20 protein-coding genes and 1 pseudogene are annotated in these 20,158 nt (G+C 63.6%); 10 read left to right on the forward strand and 11 right to left on the reverse strand.

Features of this window, described 5'->3' with window-relative positions; all coding sequences use genetic code 11:
- Window positions 1–13 precede the first annotated feature (13 nt).
- From NKH33_RS27110 to NKH33_RS27125, 4 genes are all read right to left on the reverse strand, one after another.
- Window positions 14–1,138, reverse strand: coding sequence for a sugar ABC transporter substrate-binding protein (locus tag NKH33_RS27110; RefSeq protein WP_352473506.1), 1,125 nt, complete (start codon window positions 1,136–1,138; stop codon window positions 14–16).
- A 507-nt stretch (window positions 1,139–1,645) separates the two neighbouring features.
- Window positions 1,646–1,816, reverse strand: a complete 171-nt coding sequence (locus NKH33_RS27115) for a hypothetical protein (RefSeq protein WP_352750391.1) — start codon at window positions 1,814–1,816, stop codon at window positions 1,646–1,648.
- 110 nt (window positions 1,817–1,926) lie between these two features.
- Window positions 1,927–2,958, reverse strand: a complete 1,032-nt coding sequence (gntR, locus tag NKH33_RS27120; protein ID WP_352491069.1) for an HTH-type transcriptional regulator GntR — start codon at window positions 2,956–2,958, stop codon at window positions 1,927–1,929.
- 169 nt (window positions 2,959–3,127) lie between these two features.
- Window positions 3,128–4,360: an MFS transporter gene (locus NKH33_RS27125; protein ID WP_352822709.1), complete on the reverse strand. Its 1,233-nt coding sequence runs from the start codon at window positions 4,358–4,360 to the stop codon at window positions 3,128–3,130.
- 174 nt (window positions 4,361–4,534) lie between these two features.
- Here NKH33_RS27125 and NKH33_RS27130 point away from each other — a divergent pair, with 174 nt between their 5' ends.
- From NKH33_RS27130 to NKH33_RS27150, 5 genes are all read left to right on the forward strand, one after another.
- Window positions 4,535–4,822: a DUF3175 domain-containing protein gene (locus NKH33_RS27130; RefSeq protein ID WP_023675825.1), complete on the forward strand. Its 288-nt coding sequence runs from the start codon at window positions 4,535–4,537 to the stop codon at window positions 4,820–4,822.
- A 119-nt stretch (window positions 4,823–4,941) separates the two neighbouring features.
- Window positions 4,942–5,853, forward strand: coding sequence for a myo-inosose-2 dehydratase (iolE, locus tag NKH33_RS27135; protein ID WP_352922323.1), 912 nt, complete (start codon window positions 4,942–4,944; stop codon window positions 5,851–5,853).
- A 200-nt stretch (window positions 5,854–6,053) separates the two neighbouring features.
- A complete protein-coding gene (locus tag NKH33_RS27140) occupies window positions 6,054–6,260 on the forward strand; it encodes a LacI family DNA-binding transcriptional regulator (protein ID WP_352453276.1) in 207 nt (68 codons plus the stop codon).
- 4 nt (window positions 6,261–6,264) lie between these two features.
- Window positions 6,265–7,731 carry a rhizopine catabolism transcriptional regulator MocR gene (mocR, locus tag NKH33_RS27145; RefSeq protein WP_352740684.1) on the forward strand — a complete coding sequence of 489 codons (1,467 nt, stop codon included), beginning with the start codon at window positions 6,265–6,267 and terminating at the stop codon, window positions 7,729–7,731.
- A gap of 193 nt (window positions 7,732–7,924) precedes the next feature.
- Window positions 7,925–8,290, forward strand: a complete 366-nt coding sequence (locus NKH33_RS27150; protein ID WP_352465253.1) for a GFA family protein — start codon at window positions 7,925–7,927, stop codon at window positions 8,288–8,290.
- A gap of 31 nt (window positions 8,291–8,321) precedes the next feature.
- Here NKH33_RS27150 and NKH33_RS27155 read toward each other — a convergent pair whose 3' ends face one another.
- Both NKH33_RS27155 and NKH33_RS27160 read right to left on the reverse strand, forming a co-directional pair.
- Window positions 8,322–8,765: an SRPBCC family protein gene (locus NKH33_RS27155; protein ID WP_352465254.1), complete on the reverse strand. Its 444-nt coding sequence runs from the start codon at window positions 8,763–8,765 to the stop codon at window positions 8,322–8,324.
- A 169-nt stretch (window positions 8,766–8,934) separates the two neighbouring features.
- A complete protein-coding gene (locus NKH33_RS27160; RefSeq protein WP_352922326.1) occupies window positions 8,935–10,179 on the reverse strand; it encodes a DegT/DnrJ/EryC1/StrS family aminotransferase in 1,245 nt (414 codons plus the stop codon).
- 362 nt (window positions 10,180–10,541) lie between these two features.
- On the opposite strand from NKH33_RS27160, the gene NKH33_RS27165 reads away from it, so the two are divergent.
- The 5 genes from NKH33_RS27165 (at window position 10,542) to NKH33_RS27185 (ending at window position 15,787) form a co-directional block, all read left to right on the forward strand.
- Window positions 10,542–11,516: a polysaccharide deacetylase family protein gene (locus tag NKH33_RS27165; RefSeq protein ID WP_352922328.1), complete on the forward strand. Its 975-nt coding sequence runs from the start codon at window positions 10,542–10,544 to the stop codon at window positions 11,514–11,516.
- A 67-nt stretch (window positions 11,517–11,583) separates the two neighbouring features.
- Window positions 11,584–12,552, forward strand: a complete 969-nt coding sequence (locus tag NKH33_RS27170) for a rhizopine catabolism ABC transporter substrate-binding protein (protein ID WP_023675817.1) — start codon at window positions 11,584–11,586, stop codon at window positions 12,550–12,552.
- Between the two features lie 147 nt (window positions 12,553–12,699).
- Window positions 12,700–13,815 (forward strand): ABC transporter permease, encoded by a 1,116-nt coding sequence (locus tag NKH33_RS27175; RefSeq protein WP_352922339.1) that lies wholly within the window; start codon window positions 12,700–12,702, stop codon window positions 13,813–13,815.
- Window positions 13,816–13,847: 32 nt separating this feature from the next.
- Complete coding sequence (locus NKH33_RS27180; protein ID WP_023675815.1) at window positions 13,848–14,660, forward strand: ATP-binding cassette domain-containing protein; 813 nt, start codon at window positions 13,848–13,850, stop codon at window positions 14,658–14,660.
- Window positions 14,661–14,692: 32 nt separating this feature from the next.
- Window positions 14,693–15,787, forward strand: coding sequence for a Gfo/Idh/MocA family protein (locus NKH33_RS27185; protein ID WP_352922331.1), 1,095 nt, complete (start codon window positions 14,693–14,695; stop codon window positions 15,785–15,787).
- A gap of 12 nt (window positions 15,788–15,799) precedes the next feature.
- Here the strand turns inward: NKH33_RS27185 and NKH33_RS27190 are convergent, their stop codons facing one another.
- From NKH33_RS27190 to NKH33_RS27210, 5 genes and pseudogenes are all read right to left on the reverse strand, one after another.
- Window positions 15,800–16,669: a polysaccharide deacetylase family protein gene (locus NKH33_RS27190; RefSeq protein ID WP_352503161.1), complete on the reverse strand. Its 870-nt coding sequence runs from the start codon at window positions 16,667–16,669 to the stop codon at window positions 15,800–15,802.
- A 30-nt stretch (window positions 16,670–16,699) separates the two neighbouring features.
- The gene (locus NKH33_RS27195) at window positions 16,700–17,551 is read right to left on the reverse strand and encodes an ATP-binding cassette domain-containing protein (RefSeq protein WP_352922334.1); all 852 of its coding nucleotides are present in this window, start codon (window positions 17,549–17,551) and stop codon (window positions 16,700–16,702) included.
- Window positions 17,548–18,681, reverse strand: a complete 1,134-nt coding sequence (locus NKH33_RS27200; protein ID WP_352922336.1) for an ABC transporter permease — start codon at window positions 18,679–18,681, stop codon at window positions 17,548–17,550. Before NKH33_RS27200 ends, NKH33_RS27195 begins: the two co-directional genes overlap by 4 nt.
- A 125-nt stretch (window positions 18,682–18,806) precedes the next feature.
- Window positions 18,807–19,799 carry a substrate-binding domain-containing protein gene (locus NKH33_RS27205; RefSeq protein WP_352542459.1) on the reverse strand — a complete coding sequence of 331 codons (993 nt, stop codon included), beginning with the start codon at window positions 19,797–19,799 and terminating at the stop codon, window positions 18,807–18,809.
- Between the two features lie 207 nt (window positions 19,800–20,006).
- A pseudogene (locus NKH33_RS27210) lies at window positions 20,007–20,158 on the reverse strand (FadR/GntR family transcriptional regulator); the annotation flags it as partial.

Below are 20,158 nucleotides of genomic sequence, written 5' to 3' on the forward strand. Positions count from 1 at the left end.
GGGCTGTCGGAGTTTACTGGTTTTCCTTGCTCTGGCCCATGATTTCCTGCGCCGTGAAATTGATGCCGCAGGTCGGGAAGGAATTGCCGACGAAGAAATTGTCGGATTGGTCGGGGAAGTAGTCCTGGCCTGCCTTGAAGTTCGGATCCTCGACGATCGCCAGCGGCAGCTTGACCGCTTGCGGCACGACCTGGCCTTCAAGTGCTGCAATCGCCGTCTTGATGGCAACCGCGACCTGCGCCGGGCCGGTGCCGGCCGACGAGCATTTCAGGCCGTCAGCGGCGAACTTGGCGCAGAATTTGCGGAAGCCGTTCTCCGTCTCGCCACCGAACGGCACGAACGGATGCTTGGCATCGATCATCGCCTGCACGATGCCGGTATCGCCGCCCTGTCCGGTAATGCCGTCGAAGGGGCCGTTGGTGGCAATGGCATCGGCCGTAGCCTTTTGCGCAACGCCGTCATCCCACTTGCCGACGACCTCGGTGACATCCCATTTCTTACCGGAGGCGTCGAGAACCTCGTGGATGCCGTTATGGCGGTCGGTATCGACGGACGTGCCGGCTACGCCGCGCACTTCCAGCACCTTGCCGCCGTTCGGCACGTGCTTGACCAGCCAGTTGCCCCACAATTCGCCAAGACCTTTCTGGTCGACATTGACGTTGATGGCATCCTTGGTGTCGAGGATGTTGTCGAAGGCGACCAGCACCACGCCGGCTTCCTTGGCCCGTTTGATGACAGGACCGAATGCGGTCGGGTTCTGGGCGTTGACGACAATCGCGTCATAGCCGGAATCGATGAAATTGTTGATCGCCGAAATCTGCGCCGGCACGTCTTCGCCGGTCGAGACCACCTTGAATTCCTTGAGCTTGGCCGCGACGTCCGGCTGCGCTGCATAGGCCTTTGCCGTCTGCACCATCTGGATGCGCCATGTGTTGGCGATATAGCCGTTGGCCAGAGCGATGCGGTACGGGCCGTCTTTCTTGGGGAACTTGAAGAACTGCGTATCGGCCGACCAGGGCGCGAAGCAGTCAGGCTCGGCCGATGGCCCCTTGACGATTTCAGGATCGGCGATCGCCGACGAGCTCAGCATGACGAAAGCAGTGGCGGCAACGATACCGCCAACGAGTGACTTGATCATCGATATTCCTCCCAGTTGCAGTTTTGTTTGTTGTTACGCCGATGAATTTGCGCTTTTCCGGCCCGGCACCTCCCGCCGTACCCGTCGCGCGTTCAGGTGGCCGAATGCCGACCCGATCCCCTCCTTTGCTGCCCGGCTAGTCCCGCAAAAACTATCATATTATACATAATAAACAAGCATGAGCTGTCGCTTATGTATAATAAACAGCCCCATCCTCTGAGCGAAGTACTGCCCGGCGATAACTGGTAGCGCTACCATGACGTAGTGTAAAGCGCCATTGCGTTGAAGCGCGCTTCAGCGTGCCGTGCTTTCACGCCGCTTGAGTTCGAAGCCGAGGTCGCGACGACACCTGCGCCACCCGTCGATCCGTTGCATCCAAAACGGCGACAGCGTCTATGAAACGCATTACTGTTTCGTCGCTTTGCGCAGAACAACGCTGGATGTGGGGAGCCAATGATGGAAGGACATATTGATCCAAAACTGGAACACATGTACCGCCGTGGCTACTCAGCTGGCGTATTCGATGTACTGGCGAGCCTTGCGCTCCTTCTTTCCGATGAAGACCGCCAGATTGTGGAGAACTGGGCCAAGAACGACCTTGCCGTCTGGAGAACCATGCGCCTCAATGAAGCGGTTCGGCCTCCGGATTTTCCCATAGGAAGTCGCCCAGATGTTCATGGACCCTGGCCTGCGTAGGTGTCCGAGACCTACTCAGTTCCTCGAACACCTCCGGCGCATCGCGATGGTGCTCGAATACTACCGGATCGCCGGACCCTTTTTTCGAGCTTTCAGCGCGCCGTGCTTTCACGCCGCTTGAGTTCGAAGCCGAGGTCGACGACCCGCTGTTCCGGCCTGTTGCCTTCGATCGCCGCAAGCGCCATGGCGACCGCCCGCCGGCCGATCTCGTAGCGATACGTCCGAACGCTGGTGACCGACGGAAAAGCCACCTCCATCATGTCGAGATCGTTGAAGCCGACGATGCCGATCGTCTTCGGTACGGCGATCGAAGCGCGGTGGCATTCGAACAGCACCCCGAGTGCTATATCGTCATTGTTGCAGAACACGCCGTCGAGGCTCGGCACCTTGGCCAGCGCGTCGCGGAACAATTCGCGGCCGAGGGTGACGCTGGAGGGTACCGGCGTGGTGGTGGTAAGCCGCGCATCGAACAGGCCGGCCGCCTCCATCGCCGCGCGATAGCCGGCCAAGCGCCGCTGCGAACGCGGATCCATGCGCGCGCCGATGAAGCCTATCCGGCGATAGCCTGCCTCGATCAGATGTTCCGCAGCCGCCCTGCCGCCCTCGAAATGTGAGAAACCAACCATCATGTCGACCGGATCGGGCCCGGTCTCCATCACCTGCACCACCGGACAGCCCGCCGTTTCCAGCAGTTTTCGCGAGGCCGGCGTCTGGTCGATGCCGGCCACGATCAGCGCCGCCGGGCGTTGCGGGCCAAACACCTGCAGCAGCCGCTCTTCCTCGAGGCCGGAATAGTGGGTGTTGCCAAGCTGGATCCGGAAAGGGCCGTCCGACAGGCTGTCGTAGATGCCGCGCACCACTTCGGCAAAGACGTTGTTGGTAAGCGACGGCACCAGAACGCCAAAGACCTCGGCGCGCGCCGAAGCCAGCGCCCGCGCATTCGGGTCGGGCACATAGCCGAGCTCGTTCACGGCCGACTCGATCTGGCGGCGCAGATCTTCCGAGACACGCCCCGGCTCGCGCAGGGCGCGCGATACGGTAATGGCGCCGACGCCGGCCTTGCGGGCGACATCGGCGATGGTCGGGCGGCCGCCGCCGCGGCGCGTGCGCGGCTTGATCACCATACTGGTCCCGAGGCCGGGCAACCGCCCAGACGCGACCGTGAGACGATGTTCAGGGTCTTTGCCACTGCTGCCTTGCCAACCTGGCCCGTTGCCACACCTTGTCTGGCGTCGCGCAGCCTTCGGCTATTGTCAAGCGACGGCGGAGAGACTGTATCCGTACCGCTGTGCTTCAGGCCGCCACAGCAGCGCTGCGCCGGGCCTTCCACAGCAGCAGCACCATGGCCAAAATATTCAGAAGGTTCCAGGCAATGCCGTTGAGGAACGCGGCGGCATAGGAGCCGGTCAGATCGTAAATCCAGCCCGACATCCAGCCGCCGATCGCCATGCCGAAGATGGTCGCCATCATGACGATGCCGACGCGCTGGCCAGCCTCCTTGGCTGGCATATATTCGCGCACGATGATCGCATAACAGGGCACGATGCCGCCCTGCGACAGGCCGAAGACCAGCGAGACGACATAGAGCGAGGCAAGCCCGTCGAACGGGATATAGAACAACAGCGACAGGCATTGCAGCATCGAACCGATCAGCAGGGTTTTCACGCCGCCGATGCGATCGGCAAGGAAGCCCGAGCCTAGCCGGCTGACGACGCCCGCCGCCAGCATGATCGACAGCATATCGGCGCCATGCGCCACGCCGTAGCCGAGATCCATGCAATAGGCGACGATATGGACTTGCGGCATCGACATCGCCACGCAGCAGCCGAGCCCGGCCACGATGAGCAGCGCCTGCAAGGCCGCCGGCGACAGGGAGATCGGCTGGACCACGCGGCTGCCCGGCGATCCCGGAGCCGCCTGGGGCGGTGCGCCGCGCCGGAGCAGCAGGATCAAGGGCACCATGGTGACCAGGCAGACGGCGCCGATCGCGGCATAGGTGAAGCGCCAGCCTTGCGCCTGCATGACATAGGGCATCGCCGTCGGCCAGATCGCTCCGGCGAGATAGTTGCCTGATGCGGCAGCAGTCACCGCGACGCCGCGGCGCCGGTTGAACCAGTGCGAGATGTCGGCGATCAGCGGCCCGAAGATCGCCGACGAGCCAACGCCGATCAACAGGCCCTGGACGAGGGTGAACTGCAGGATCGAACTGGTCAGCGACGCCAGCAGGAAGCCGGCGCCAAGTGTAATCGCGGCAATCAGCGCCGGGATCCAATACCCCATGCGGTCGATGGCGCGGCCGAACAGCACATTACCGGCGGCAAAGCCGACCATGGTCGCGGTGTAGGGCATCGAGGCAGCGGCGCGGTCGACGCCGAATTCTGCCTGCACGGCAGGCAGCACCACGACCACCGCCCACATGCCGACCCCGCCGATCGTTGCCAGCAGCATCGAGATGCCCAGCCGTATCCAGGCATAGGCACTGTCGATGCCGGAACTTCCTGCCTGGCTTGAGACGATTGGGGTCAAGAGCGTTTCCTGTCCGCAGTTCTTGAATCGGCGGTTCTGACCACTATCGGCGCATTCGCATCGCCGAGCAGCGCCACGACAGGCAAATCCGTGGCTCCAGGGATTCGGGCCGAAGTGGAACAGGGGTGCGCCATAAGGCGTTTTCCGGCAACGACCTAGTGGAAGGAGTTTGCCATGACCGCGCAACGGAAATGGTCCGCCGACGTCACCGAGCACAGCGACGCGCTGGACCTCGAGGAACACATCTTCGAATCCCACGATCCCAAGAAGATCGCCGCCTCTTTGAAGCGATCGGCCGAGCACAGCGACCGACGCAAGGCAGGGCCGTTTCAATCCGCCATGTCGATGCTGAATTTCTACATCAACCGCGCCGGCAAGAACCTGCCGGCGGCGCAGAAGAAAGTGCTGGAGGACGCCAAAGACGAGCTGCGCGCCCTTTTTGGCCGCCCAAAGGAAGATTAGGGTCGGTCTCCATTAATTGGTTCTGCCAAATTCGGCTGAACTGGACCTAGTGACAGGGCCTCTTTGTCGCCAGTCTGCAGGCTCGGCTTGTATTCCCAAGCCCGCAAAAGCCTGGCGTCATGACGGTCAAGATCGGCATCAATCCCATCACCTGGAGCAATGACGACGTTCCGGCGCTTGGCGGGGATACGTCCTTGGAGACCTGCCTGTCGGAAACGGCGCTGGCCGGCTACCGCGGCACCGAACTCGGCGGCAAATTTCCGCGCCAGGCTGAAGTGCTTGGGCCGCTCCTGTCTTCCTATGGCCTGGAACTCGTCTCCGGCTGGTATGATGGCCGCATTCTCGACCGCACGGTCGACGAGGAATTCGCGGCGATCACCCCACATCTTCAGCTGTTGCGCGACCTTGGCGCCAGGATCGTCGTCTACGCCGACACCTCGCGCGGTCGCCATGACGGCATTTTCGCACCGATCTCCGAGCGTCCGCGCCTCGCCGACAGGGACTGGCCGTCCTATGGCGAGAAACTGACCGCCCTCGCCGACCGCATGGCCGCATTCGGGGTCGGCATGGCCTTCCACCACCACATGGGCACCATCGTCGAGACGGACGATGAAGTCGACAGGCTGATGGCGGCGACGGGCCGAAGCGTCGGCCTTTTGTTCGATACCGGCCACTGCCTGTTTTCGGGCGGCGACCCGCAATCGCTGCTGCAACGGCAGCTCGACCGTATCGTGCATTTCCATTGCAAGGATGTTCGCAGGGCGATGCTGAAACGGGCACGCCGCGAGGACATGAGCTTCATGGCGGCGGTAATGGACGGCATTTTTACCGTGCCCGGCGACGGCTCGGTCGATTTCCTGTCATTGCTGAAGCCCCTCGCCGCGCGCGGCTATGAAGGTTGGCTCGTTGTCGAGGCCGAGCAGGATCCGGCCAAGGCGCATCCGCTGACCTATGCCAGCAAGGGCTATTTCTCGCTGCTCGCCACCGCCCGCGAGGCCGGCTTCGAAGTGGCGACGCGGCAGGCAAACTGACCGGCCCGCATTTGCGAGCCGGGGGACACGATGAGCGCGCGCCGCGATGGGGTTAGCGACGCGAAAGCGCCCGGCGATCCGCGCCGCCTTGCTCCCTGCGCGGCGCGGATCGCAGAATCCCGGCTCTGGATTGCAAACCCCGACTTTCAAGCTTGAGGCCGACCGGAAGCCGTGCCTTGATGCAACCGAGGAGGAGCGATATGGCTTTCGAAGCTGCGCTTGGCATGGAACGGCTTTGCACCATCCGCGAGATTGCCGAGAAGGCGGAACTTGGCGCCGCCACCGTGCATCGCGCGCTGAAGAACAGCCGCGAGATCCGTCCCGAAACCAGGCGGCTGGTGCTCGACACCGTCTGCCGGCTCAACGAGGAAAAGATCGCCCGCGCCGCCCGGTTCGTCGGGGGATAGTGCCTTGCCCGACCACATGCGCCTTTCCCTCGACATCATGTCGGTCGACCGCGCTTCGGAAGAACCGATGCATCGTCAGATCTACGGCGCCTTGCGACGCTTCATTCTTGACGGCCAGATCCCGCAGAACACGCTGCTGCCGTCGACGCGCTCGCTGGCCGAAGATCTGAAGGTCGGGCGCAACACGGTCATCGCCGCCTATGACCAGCTCCTTGCCGAAGGTTTTATCGAGGCGCGTGCCGGATCGGGCACCTGGGTGGCGCCGATCCAGCAGAACCGCCCCTTGGCATCCCTGCGCGCCGGACTGGCAGCGCCGCAAAAGCTGTCGCGGCGCGGTCAGACCATCGTCAACGGCCCGCAACCGCCGCGTAATGCCGGCGTCATCAATTTCCATCCCGGCGTGCCTGAAACGGCATCGTTTCCGTTCACCATCTGGTCAAGCCTTCTGGTGCGCAATGCACGCAGCCGCGACGATAGTCTGCTTGGTTATCTCTCCTTTGCCGGTCACCCCGGCCTGCGCCAGGCCATTGCCTCGACCATCGGCCTGTCGCGCGGCATCAGTTGCACCGCCGACCAGGTGATCATCGTCACCGGTGCGCAGGCAGCGCTCGATCTGGTCTCGCGCGTGCTGATGGACGAAGGCGACCATGTCTGGATGGAAGAGCCCGGCTATCTCGGCGCCAAAAGCGCCTTTCTCGCCAGCGGCGCCAAGCTGGCACCGTTGAAGGTCGACCGGCGCGGCTGGCATCTTGCCGATCCGGAGCTGCCGCCGCCGCGGCTAATCTATGTGACGCCATCCTGCCAATGGCCGTTCGGCACCATCATGCGCATCGAGGAGCGGCTGCAACTGCTCGACATCGCCGAACGCAACGGCGCCTGGATCGTCGAGGATGACTATGACGGCGAATACCGGTTCCGCGGCCGGCCGGTGCCGGCGCTGCGCGGGCTCGACCATGCCGACCGCGTCGTCTATATCGGCAGCTTCGGCAAGACGCTGATTCCGGCGCTGCGCATCGGTTATCTGATCGTGCCGCGCGAATTGTCGGTTCCGTTCGACCGGGCGGTGAGCATCACCGGCCAGTTCGCGCCGCTGATCCTGCAGGCAACGGTCAACGACTTCATCATGCAGGGCTATTTCGCCACGCACCTCAAGCGCATGCGCCGGCTCTACGCGCGCCGGCAGGCGAACTTCGTCAAGCTGTGCCAGGAGCATCTGGCCGAATGGCTGATCGTCACGGAAAACGATTCCGGCATGCAGCTGCTGGCGAGCTTCGTCAGGCCCTATAAGGACAGCGACGTGGTCGCCGCCGCCCTCAAGGAGGGGCTCGACGTTCAGGGCATCTCCATCAACTATCATTCCACTGAGCCCGAGCACGGCCTGCTGCTCGGCTATGCGGCGATGGACGAACGCCAGATCCTGCGCGCCGTTCTGGCGTTGCGCGCCGCGTTCCTAAGATTGGATAGAAGCTAGAGCCAGGCTCTCCATCTCGTTCACCGCGGGGTTGAGTCGGTCGCCCGCAGTGATTAGGAATATGGGGCGTCGGTCCTTGTTTTCGGCGTTCGCGCAAAGCGCGCTTCCCAAGGCCGAACCTCCCCGAAAACCAGAAGCATGCCCACCGCCGGTATTGGCGGGCAACGCATTCATCTGAACCATGAGGATTGCCATGAGAACCGCATCCTGTGCCTGCGGGCAACTGAGGATCTCCTGTAACGGAGAGCCGCAGCTGGTCGCACAGTGCCACTGCCTCGACTGCCAGAAACGGACCGGCAGCACATACGGCGTCGCCGCCTTCTTTGCGCGCGACAAGGTAGAAGCCGAAGGCGACGCCAGTACCTACAGGCGATCAGCTCGGAGCGGCCACCATGTCACTTTCCATTTCTGCCCGGGCTGCGGCTCGAGCGTCTTCTGGGAGCCCGAGCGAAAGCCTGAATGGATCGCCGTCGCGGTCGGCTGCTTCGCCGATCCCGCCTTTCCGGCCCCGGCGCATGTTGGGTGGGAAGACCGGCGTCATCCCTGGGTTTCCGGTTAGCGACGCCAACCCGCCAGCGCAGCGCTTTACCTTACTGGTTGATCTCGGGTTCAACGAGCTTCGCCAGATTTCGCAGCGACTCCTGCCAGCCGAGATAGCAGGCCTCAACCGGGATGGCGTCTGGGATACCTGCCTGCGTGATATTCACTTCGGTGCCGACCGACACTTTCTTCAATGTCACGGTCACCTCGATCTCGCCGGCCAGGTTGGGGTCGTCGAACCGGTCGGTGTAACGCAGTCGCTCATTGGGCACGAGCTCGACATATTCGCCGCCGAACGAGTGGCTGTCGCCGGTGGTGAAGTTGCGGAAGGACATTTTGAACGCACCGCCGACTTTCGCCTCGAAGTGATGAACCGTGCAGGTGAAGCCGTTCGGCGGAAGCCATTTCGCAAGTGCATCCGCTTCAAGGAACGCGCGGTAGACTTTCTCCGAGCTGGTTGTCAGAACGCGGTGCAGCCGTACGGTGCCGGGCATATCGTTAATCCTCCGTGTTGGTGATCGATGCCCCCTAGGACGAGCGGAGCCCGGCCTATCCGACACGGGCCTGCGGATTTTTTGGCGGCCGGTTATGCCGGCCGGAATCCTCGGCCGGCCACCGGGCAAGGAACTCGACCGCAGGGTAGCAAACCGCGCCGGATCTGGTCTAGTTCACACTGTCGAACTTCTGCAGATCAACCGGTGCCGCCTTGCGCAATTCGATATCATCGAGCGAAGCATTCTCCAGCGCCACCCGCGCCGCCGCGTCGATGTTGTGGATCATGTCCTGAATGTCGGTATCGCTGTGCGCCGGGTTCATGGCGACCATCACGGTGCGGTTGAGGATGTCGAGAGAGCGCTTGCCGAGGTCGTCGGAATAATCCAGCCGCAGGCCCTGGTTCTCGGGCAGTGCGTAAGGATTGAGCGCCGGATGATGCGCGCCTTCATGCATCAGCACCTGGTCCCACTGGGTGAAATTGTGACGGCCGGTCTTGCCGGCAACGACGCTCGGAATGGTCTTCGAAAAAGTCTGCGCCGCCTGCTCGCTCGGCAGCAGGTACATCACCTGTGCGGCACAATCGTCGTCCGCGCTGTTCATCGGCGACGGCGTCAGCCCAAGATTGCTAAGGTGGCGGGTACCGGCCAGCACCGTCTTCTTCTCGACCCGCATCGCCTCGATGATGCCGTCCAGCCGGTCGAGTTGGACGTTGAGCATCGCCCCCATCAGTTCGGAAGCACGCGCGCCGATGCCGGCGAAGGGTTTGATGCTGTCGCTTCTGCCCTGCCAGTAGAAATGGCAAGGGTCGATGGCGCAGCGCGCCCGCTCCGCCACTTTCGGGTCGCTGGTGGCGATACCGCCGCCCTCGCCCGAGGTCATGTTCTTGAAGTAGTTGAAGGAATAGGCGCCGGCATGGCCGATCGAGCCGAGCTTGCGGCCCTCATAGCCGCCGCCGATGCCTTGGCAGACATCCTCCAGCACCAGCAAGCCGCGCTTGGCAGCAATGTCCATGATCGCATTCATGTTGCAGGCCGCGCCCCACATATGCACCGGGATGACCGCCCTGGTGCGCGGCCCGATGGCATCGCGCAGGGCGATGGGATCGATGGTCAGGCTCTCGTCGATGTCGACGATGACGGGAATGGCCCCGACCGACAGCACCGCGGTCGCTGTCGCCATATAGGTGTGCGCCGGCACCAGCACTTCGTCCCCCGGGCCGATGCCGAGGCCGATCAGGCCGGCGGCGAGCCCATAGGTGCCGCTGGCGGCCAGCGCGAAATGCTCGACGCCAAGATGCTGCGCATAGCGGGCCTCAAAGCGGTCGCATTCGCTGTCCTTGCCGTAACGAAACAGCGCGCCCGAGCGGATCACCCTGGCAATGGCTTCGATTTCCTCTTCGCCGGCGGTGTACATGACAGGCCTCCAGTCACTTGATAATGTGGGTCACTTGATAATGTGGTCGCTTGATGGTGTGGACAGCTGTAGGCTTGTCGGCACGGTTTGAAAGAACCACTCCGCCGCTATTCGACCAAGCCATCTGCGCCCGGAAGACGGTTCCTATGACTGGTTTTGAACCGTGATTGGGGAAATCGGCAGCTAAGTGTCTCAGCCGGCAGGCAAATCGTACCCATCCGAATTCGCCAAAGTGGCCCTGTCGGAAAGGCAGGTTTCGGCGTTCCATTCCGGCCAGTTGGGCAAACGGTTGGTTCCATGAAATACGGGACACACTTTGGAAGACCCTGGAAACCGGCGTGCCGGCGGAAAGGCGGCCGTTCGTGAACGCCGCCGGCTCCAGCAAACGGATCGTACTCCACGAGGACGATGTCGGCATGTGCCACGGCGCCAACAGCGCCTTCCTCGAATTGAGCGGGCTGGGTGTCTGCAGTTCCGGCGCGGTGATGGTGCCGTGCCCGTGGTTCCTCGAAATGGCCGAAAGCGCCGCCGCCAACCCTGGCCTCGACCTCGGCGTCCACCTTACGCTGAACAGCGAGAAGCAGCACTACAAATGGCGGCCGTTGACCGCGCCGTCGCGGGCGGCCGGCTTGACCGACGAGTTCGGCTTCTTGTGGCCGGATGTGGCGACCACGCGCCGCAAGGCGGTGCCGCAGGCGGTCGAGGCCGAGCTTCGCGCCCAGATCGACACCGCCTATCGCGCCGGCATCGACGTCACCCATCTCGACGCGCATATGGGAGCGGCATTGTCGCCGGAATTCTGCAACATCTACATCAAGCTCGGGCTCGAATATCAACTGCCCGTGCTGCTGACCAAGACGCTGTCCGCCTATTCCCCCAACGACAATCTGGTCGGCGTCACCGAGGAGGCGTTCCAGCGCGGCGTGGCGCTGGCCCGTGCCGGCGGCTTTGCCATTTTCGACGCCGCCATCCAGACGACCTGGGGCCGGCCGCGTTCCAGGCCGATCGAGCCGGCTTACAAAGCGCTCATCGACGGTGTGCGCGACGGCCTGACCTTCTTTTGCCTGCATTGCAACGCGCCCGGTGAACTCGAGCTGATCGAGCCGCGCTCCGCCTACATCCGCACCGAAGAGTACGAACTGTTCCGCGACCAGGGCTTTCGCGACTGGCTCGCCGCACAGCCGATCGACGTCATCGGCATGAAGCCGTTGCGCGAGGAGCTTCGCGTAGCGCTCTCGGCCGGGCGATTATCAACAACAGCCCGCGGCAACACCACGGGCGAGCAGCGATTGGCGTCGGCAAAGGCCCGCAAAGCGGCCACCCGATCCGCGACGTGAGCCGATCGTCGCGGCCGGAAAACGGCGCCAGAGGGATTGGAACTGCAACGACAAATGGGAGAATAAGATGAAAACTCTTCTGAAAGTGGCATTGGGCGCCTTCGTTTCGGCGGGCCTGATGACAGGTATTGCGCATGCCGCGGGCCTCAAGGATCCGAAGGACGTCCGCATCACCTTCGTGGTGCATGGGTCGGCGTCCGATCCCTATTGGTCGGTGGTCAAGCGCGGCGTCGATGACGCGGCCGCCCTTACCGGCGCCAAGGTCGAATATTACGCACCGCAGGTCTTCGACGTGGTCGAGCAGGCCCGGCTTCTCGACGCCGCTATCGCCACCAAGCCGGACGGTATCGCCGTCTCCATCGCCGACGCCAATGCGCTCGGCAAATCGGTCAAATCCGGGCTTGCCGCCAATATTCCCATGGTGGTTCTGGATTCCGGCGAAAAGGAAGGCGCCGAGCTCGGCACGACGCTCTATGTCGGCACCGTTTCCGAATATGATTCCGGCAAGAAGGCCGGCGAGCGGCTGGCCAAGGAAGGCACGCTCAAGGTCGTCTGCATCAACCACGAGGTCGGCAATGTCAGCCTCGACCAGCGCTGCCAGGGCCTCAATGACGGGCTGAAGCCCTCCGGCGGCGGCACCGAGGTTCTGGCCGTGGCGCCCGATCCCGCAGACATCCAGCGCCGCACGGAAGCCTATCTGTCGGCGCATCCCGACACGCAGGCCGTCTTTGCGCTCGGCGCCACCGCCGCCAACCCGCTGATCCCGATGTTCCGCGACAAGGAACTGTTCGGCAAGCTCAAGCTCTACACATTCGACATCAGCCCGGAGGTCCTCGATTCGGTCGTGGCCGGCGAAATGGGCTTCGGCATGGATGCCCAGCAATATCTGATGGGCTATCTGCCGGTGATCTATCTGGTCGAGCAGGCGACGCACGGCTTCTGGCCGCAGAACAACGCCTATACCGGACCGCTGTTCATCGACTCGCCGGAAAAAGCCAAGGCGATCCTGGCGCTCGCCAAAGAGGGCATCCGCTAGGCAAGCGCTCCGACGGAACGGGAGAATGCGCCAAGCGCTCTCCCGTTCCTTCGAAGATTGCGATTTGAGCGATTGGAGAGCCTAATGGCGGTCGTGGAAGACAAGGCTATATCTCCGGGCGAACTGAAGGCGACCGACCGCTTCGGCATGACGTCGAAGCGGGCCGCCGGCGCCGACGAGCGGCTGGCCAGCACCGGCAAGCTGACCCAGTGGCTGCGCCGGCCGGAAGCCGGTGCCGCCGGTGGGCTGCTTGCGACGATCATCATCTTTGCGCTGCTGCCGGGCGCGGCAAACCTCTATTCGCTGCAGGGATCGATGACCTTCCTGACGCTGTCGGCGGAGCTCGGCATCGTCGCCACCGCGGCAGCACTCCTCATCATCGCCGGCGAGTTCGATCTTTCGGTCGGCTCCATGGTCGGCTTTGCCGGTGTCGTCATCGGGCTGACGGTGAAGTACTGGGGCCTGCCGCTATGGGGCGGCATCGCCTGTGCCTTAGCCGTTGCCATCCTCACCGGCTATCTCAACGGCCTGATCGTGGTGAAGACGCGCCTGCCCTCCTTCATCGTCACGCTCGCCACCCTCTATATCCTGCGCGGATTGTCGATCGGCATCACCCGCGCCGTCACCGGCCGCACCCAGATCCCCTACATCCTCGAAGGCGCACCGGATCCGGCGACGGCCGGCATTTTCAACGGCCATCTGCTCACCGGCCTGTTCCACTGGATGGGCGCGCAAGGCTGGATCGCCACCCGCAGCGACGGCATACCGTTCGTCGCCGGCATTCCGATGTCGATCGTCTGGTGGCTCGGCCTGACGGCGCTGGCCGGCTACGTGCTCACCCAGACGAAATACGGCAACTGGATCTTCGCCACCGGCGGCGACCTGATCGCAGCCCGCAACGTCGGCGTGCCGGTCGATCGCGTCAAGATCAGCCTGTTCGTCTACACCGCCTGCGCGGCGACGCTGCTTGCCACCATCCAGGTGATGGAGGCGGGCTCCGCCGACACCACGCGCGGCCTGCTCAAGGAATTCGAGGCGATCATCGCCGCCGTCATCGGCGGCGTGCTGCTCACCGGCGGCTACGGCACCGTCTATGGCGTGCTGTTCGGCGCGCTGATCTTCGGGCTGGTGCAGATGGGCATCTTCTACACTGGCATCGACACCGACTGGTTCAAGGTCTTCCTCGGCATCGTCATCCTGATGGCCGTGCTGGTCAACAACTACATCAGGCTGAAGGCGCTCGGCCGCGGAGGTGGCAAATGACCGAGCCGGCCCAAATGACCGAACCGGCCCAAATGACCGAACCAGCAATGGAACTGCGCGGCGTCAGCGTCAATTTCGGCTCGGTGCGCGCGCTCCAGGACATCGACATCAAGGTCTATCCGGGCGAGGTCCACTGCCTGCTCGGCGACAACGGCGCCGGCAAGTCGACGCTGATCAAGGTTTTGTCCGGCGTCTATCGGCCGAGCAAGGGCGAAATCCTGGTCGACGGCAAGCCGGTCACCTTCCGCAGCCCGCGCGACGCGCAGGAGCTCGGTGTGGCAACGGTGTTCCAGGACCTCGGCATGATCTCGCTGATGTCGATCACCCGTAACTTCTTCCTCGGCCGCGAGCCAACCAAAAGCAGCCTGCCCTTCTCGCGCATCGACAAAGAGCGCGCCAACACCATCGCCAGGCAGGCGATGGCCGATATCGGCATCGACGTGCGCGATCCGACGCAGGCCGTCGGCACGCTGTCGGGCGGCGAGCGCCAGTCGGTGGCGATCGCCCGCGCCGTGCATTTTGGCGCGCGCGTGCTGATTCTCGACGAGCCGACGTCCGCACTCGGCGTCCACCAGGCGGCGATGGTGCTGAAGTTCATCATCGAAGCACGCATGCGGGGTTTGGCCGTGATCTTCATCAGCCACAACATCCACCATGCCTATCCGGTCGGCGACACCTTCACGCTGCTCAACCGCGGCCGCAATCGCGGCACCTACGCCAAGTCCGAGATTTCGCGCGACGAGGTCATCTCGATCATGTCGGGCGGCGAGGATCTGAAAGCGGTCGAGGCGGAGATTGCCGGCCTGCTCGCCCAGATCGGCAACCGGCCGCCTGCGGCGCCTTGAGCTGACAATCGGACATTGCGGGGAATGATCCAATGAGCAGGATACGCGTCGGGGTCGTCGGCGCCGGCATGATCTCGCAGGTCGAGCACATCCCCAATCTGCTGCGCCTCGGTGAATTGTTCGAGCTGGTCGGCGTCGCCGATCCCTCCAGGATTTCGCGGCAGTTCGTCACCGACACCCATGGCATTGCCAATTTCGAAACGATCGACCAGCTCTTCGACCAGCGCCTCGACGCGGTGGTGATCGGCTCGCCGGACCCGCTGCATCACGAACAGGTGCTGGCGGCGCTGGCGGTTGGCCTGCATGTCTTTTGCGAAAAGCCGCTCTGCTATTCGCTGGCGGAAATCCTGGAGATCGTTGCCGCGCGCGATGCCGCCAGGAAAATCGTTCAGGTCGGCTATATGAAGCGCTTCGATCCGAATTACCGGCTGGCGCTCGCTTCGCTGCCTGGAACATCGAGCAGGCTGCGCGCGGTCTCGGTGGAGGTAAACGATCCCGACGCCTGGCCGTTCATCGCCCATCAGCCCTACAGGCGCGGTACCGATATCCCAAAAGACATGGTCGCCACTGTCGCCGCCAAGCAGAAGCGCCAGGTCGAAGAGGCCGTCGGCGTGCATCTGACCGGTCTCGCTTTCCGTGGATTTACCGGCGCTTACAGCTCGGCCTTGATTCACGACGTCAACGCCGTCCATGGCCTGCTCGATGCGCTCGGCGTGCCGGACGGCGAGGTCGTCGGCGCGCAGATCTTTGCCAATGGCGACGGCGGCCAGGGCGCCGTCAAGTTGCTGGACGGGCAGGCGCTGTGGACCATGACGCATCTCACCGTGCCCAAGCTCGCCGACTACAAGGAGCGGATCACGCTGTTCTTCGACGATGCCAGCCTCGAGCTCGAATTCCCCTCGCCCTGGCTCAACCATCATCCGACCCGGCTGACGGTGACGACCTCGGACGGTCACACGCTGTCGAAGCGTGATTTGCGGGCCGGCTACGCCGAAGCCTTCGTCGAGGAGATGCGTGGCTTCTGGGCGGCGATCGTCAATGGCGATGCCGTCGTCAACCCACCCGAACACGCTGCCCGCGACCAGGCGCTGCTGATCGGGCTGACCCGGCGGCATCTGGCCTCATAAGATCGTCGGCTTTCAGATCTTGGCGGCGCGCAGTTCATCACGCATGCCGCGCATGCCGATCACTTCGATGTCGAACTCGCTGATCCACGCCTTGACGCGCGCCGTCTTGAACAACGCGTATTCCTCGGTCCGCAGATGGGCATCCGGAGGATTGATCGCCTCGAAATCGCCTACCGTGTTGAAATGCAGCGACAGGAAACTCAACCCCTCCGGGATTCTGGCAAACATCGCGTGGTAGGCCGTCTGCGCATCCGTCTTGCGCGCCCAAGGCGTTTCCAGAACGATGTCGAACACCGGTTCGCCTGCCGCTTGCGCCTTTACGATTTCGGCATCGTAGCGGGCAATGTCCAGCTCACCGGCATAGCTCGCCGGGTTGTAGCCCGACAGGTCCTTCACCAGCAGCGCCGGCAGCCGGTATTCCCGGCCGAGCTTGCGATAGATGGCGATGAATTCCGGCATCTGCGCCGTGCCCATGTGAGCGTCGAGATGGGTGATGTCGATGCCGGCAGCGATGGCGCATTCGATCTGCGCACGCAGTTCCGCTTCCACCGCATCGGGATGGGCTTTGCGCGCCTGCGGTACGGTCGGCCAGAAATAGCCGAACTCGTCAGTCATCGCAGCCGATTTGGGCGGGTTGGTCAGCGGACGCCAGCGATACGGCTTCTGCTCGCTGGTCAGCGTCAAGTGCACGCCGAGGTCGAAATCGGGATTGGCGACGGCGATCTGAGCGGCTTCCGGGAACCACGGGCATGGCGCCATCACCGAACCGGAACTGCATGTGCCGAACTTCGACAGTTCGAAAAACGCGACATTTGCGCCATGGCTCATGCCGACGTCGTCCTCGTGGATGACGACACGCTTCCTTGCGGTCTTTACGGTCATTTCCTGCTCCTGAACTGCTGCATTGTCAGCTCACCCGACACGGGCAACGAGGTCGGTCAATTCGTCGAGCTCGATCTCGTCACGCCGGAACCGGCCCGCCACGCGCCCCTGCGCCAGAACCACCAGATCGTCGGCCACCGAGAGCGCGTGACGGAAATTGTGGGTGATCAGGATGACCGCCTGGCCCTGCTCGCGTGCCCTGAGAATGTGCTCGAGCACCCGGCCTGCCTGACGCACGGCCAGAGCCGACGTAGGCTCATCCAGCACAAGCAGCGACGATCCGAAGAACATGGCTCTTGCGATTGCCAGGGACTGGCGTTCGCCGCCGGAAATGTTGACGCCGCGTTCGTCCAGGCCGCGTTCCCAGCGCACCCCGAGCTGATGCAGCGCCGAGCGCGCCATGTCGTCGGCGCGTTTCATGTCGAGCCATTTGAACGGCCCGAAACCTTTCAGCGGTTCGCGGCCGAGCACGACATTGCGTGTGACCGACAGCAATTCGCAGACGGCAAGGTCCTGGAACACCGTGGCAATGCCGCGTTCGCGCGCCTGAGCCGGGTTGGCGAAAGCCACCTTCTCGCCGTTGAAGCGCAATTCTCCCCTGTCCGGCGGGAAGACGCCGGACAGGATCTTGATCAAGGTCGATTTGCCGGCGCCGTTGTCGCCGAGCAGCGCCAGGATGCGTCCGGCATAGGCGCTTAGCGACACGTCGACCAGCACGGTGGTGGCGCCGAACCCTTTCGACAGGTTGACAGCCTCGATCACCGGCACCGCGCCGGCAGCGACCGGCTCGACCGGAGGGCGGCGAAGGGTCAGGTCGTCGGAGCCGCTGCCGGCCGGCAGCCGGGCCCCGCGCTGGGCATCCAGGCCAGACGGCTCGCTCATCGCGTCTTCTCCTTCGCCAGGCTGCCGGCGGGCCGTATCTCCGCCGTTGCGGCGTTGCCGGCAATCGCCGCGTCGGCAGCACTGCTGTCGCGCTTGAAGCCGCCCATCGGCCTGGATTTGGCGATGCGGCGCGCCACCGAGGTATTGAGGATGACCGCGCCGACCACAATGACGCCGGTGAGCGTGCGGAAGAAATGGCCGGGAGCGCCTGCCAGCACCAGGCCGACCTGGATCATGCCGAAGGTGACGGCTCCGAGAATGGTGCCGATGACGCTGCCGTAGCCGCCGGCCAGCAGCGTCCCGCCGATAACGGTAACGGCTACCGCCTGCAGTTCGATGCCCTCGCCGCGCAATGCGTCGACGGAGGAAAAGCGGGCAACCTGGATGACGCCGGCGATGGCTGCCAGCGCCGATGTGATCATGAACAGGATGACGGTGACGCGGTCCACCGGTACGCCGAGATTGCGCGCCGCCTGTTCGTTCTGGCCACGTGCCTGGATCCAGTTGCCGAACCTGGTGCGCGCCAGCAGGAAGGTGCCTGCCAGCCCGATTGCCAGGAACCACAGCATCGACATACGAAAGCCGGCAAGCAGCGGACCCGCCATTATGGCCTTGAACCCAGGCGGAATGGCGACCGTCATCGGAAAGCCGCCGGTCAGCGCGATCAGTATGCCGCGCCAGATCAGCATGGTGCCGAGCGTCACGACGAAGGAATGGATGCGGAACCTGACCACGATCATGCCGTTGGCCCAGCCCAGCGCGGCTCCGACGGCCACCGCGACCGGCGCGGCGACGACCGGTGGCAGGCCGAAGTCGCGCATCAGCACCACGCAGACGAACGAGGTGAGACCGAGCACCGCGCCCACCGACAAGTCGAAGTGACCGCCGATCATCAGCAGCGTGACGCCGACGCTGACGATACCGAGTTCGGCCGCGACGGCCATGATGCTGATGTAGGACAGCCTGGTGGGGAAAAGCTGCGGGCTGAGCGCGGTGAAGACCAGGAACAGGATGACGACGGCCGCGATCGACGTCGCCTCCGGCCGCAGCATCAGCCGTCTCAGCGCCTCGCCGGCGATCACACGGGAGGAAGGCTTGTTGGCCGCATTCGGCCCGGGCTGTTCGTTCATGCCGTCACCCCGATACAAGAGTGGCCACGAAGATGGCGAACGGGCGGCTTGGCCGCCCGTCCTGGACGCGTGCTAGGTTTTTGCTGTCGTCCAAAAACCACTGATGGACTTTTGGGCGGCGTGCATCAGCGATAGCCCTCCTTCACCAATGCCGAGACGCGCTCCACATTGTCCTTGTCGACGACCGTCGGACCGGTCAGGAAGTAGTTACCTTCGATCAGGCCGTATTTCAGGTAGTGGGTCAGGAGCAGCACAGGCATGTAGCCGCGCCAGAACTGCTGCTGGTCGATGGTGAACGCCTGCCGGCCATCCTTTATCGCATCGAGCGATTGCGCGACGATGTCGTAGCCGGTGAGCACCAGGTCGTCCCGGCCGCTGTCTGCCTTGGCGGAGAGGAAACCGTCGATCACGTCGCATGTGCTCGTGGCTGCGGCCGTATCGGGGTGCACGCGCAGGTAATTTGACAGCGCTTCCGCCTGCTGGCCCGGATCCATGGTCAGTTCGAGGAAGTCGGCCTCGATGCCGGCCTTCTTGAGCTCATCGATCTGCGACGTCGCCCTGAGCTGGCAGCTCGCGTCGCCCGGCTGTTGATTGGCGACCACGACGCGGCCCTTGACGCCCATCGAGACCAGTCGCTGCGCCGTCAACTTGCCCGCCGCCGCTTCATCAGATCCGGTGCGGAACAGGAAGAAATCGTTGGGATCGCGCACTTGCGAGCCGGACGGCGGCGCGGCGGCGCTGCCGAAGGCAATGCCGGCTTCCTTGGCGCGCGCGGCGACATCGGCATAGGACGAATCCTCGGCGAAGGCGCAGATGGCGATGCCGTTGGCCTGGGCGGCGATCGCCTCCTCGATCTTCTGCACCTGGTTTGGAATGGTAAGCTGATCCGGGAAAATATAGGTGACCTTCACGCCGAGGTTTTTGCCGGCCTCCTCGGCGCCGCGTGCCAGATAGCCATGAAAGCCCGTCGGTGCGGCACAGCCGACAAAATAGATCGAGATATCCTTGTCCTGCGCCATGGCCGCTGCGCCGAAGACCGGCAGCAAGGCCACCGCCGAAATGGCGACAACCCGGCTGACGTGGAAGCCAATTTTCGATAGCCCATTTTTCATGCTCATGCCGATTTCCCCTATGCTTGTTGTTAAGGTCGACCCAAGCGACTTGCGCATCTGGAAGCTAATCGGCAGCCGGTTCGTCAAACAGACCCATTTCGTATCGATTGACGGGAACCATTCGTGCCGAAACCTCGCCGGCAAACATTGGTCAAGCGCGCACCATCGGCGGCCGCACCGACACAATCCGACTGTTTGAATGTGTGGCGGCCGTTACCTGGACTTGATGACGCTGTCGGTATTGGCCAGCAGCTTGCGCACCGCATTGCGCGCCGCGTCCGGCCGCTGCAGGCGGATGTTCTTCTCGATCGCCTCGTGCAGTGCCTGCGCCCGCCGCTGATCGCTGGTCTCGCGGGTGACGAACT

The sequence above is a fragment of the Mesorhizobium sp. M1182 genome (assembly GCF_040318335.1).
Classification (GTDB): Bacteria; Pseudomonadota; Alphaproteobacteria; order Rhizobiales; family Rhizobiaceae; genus Mesorhizobium.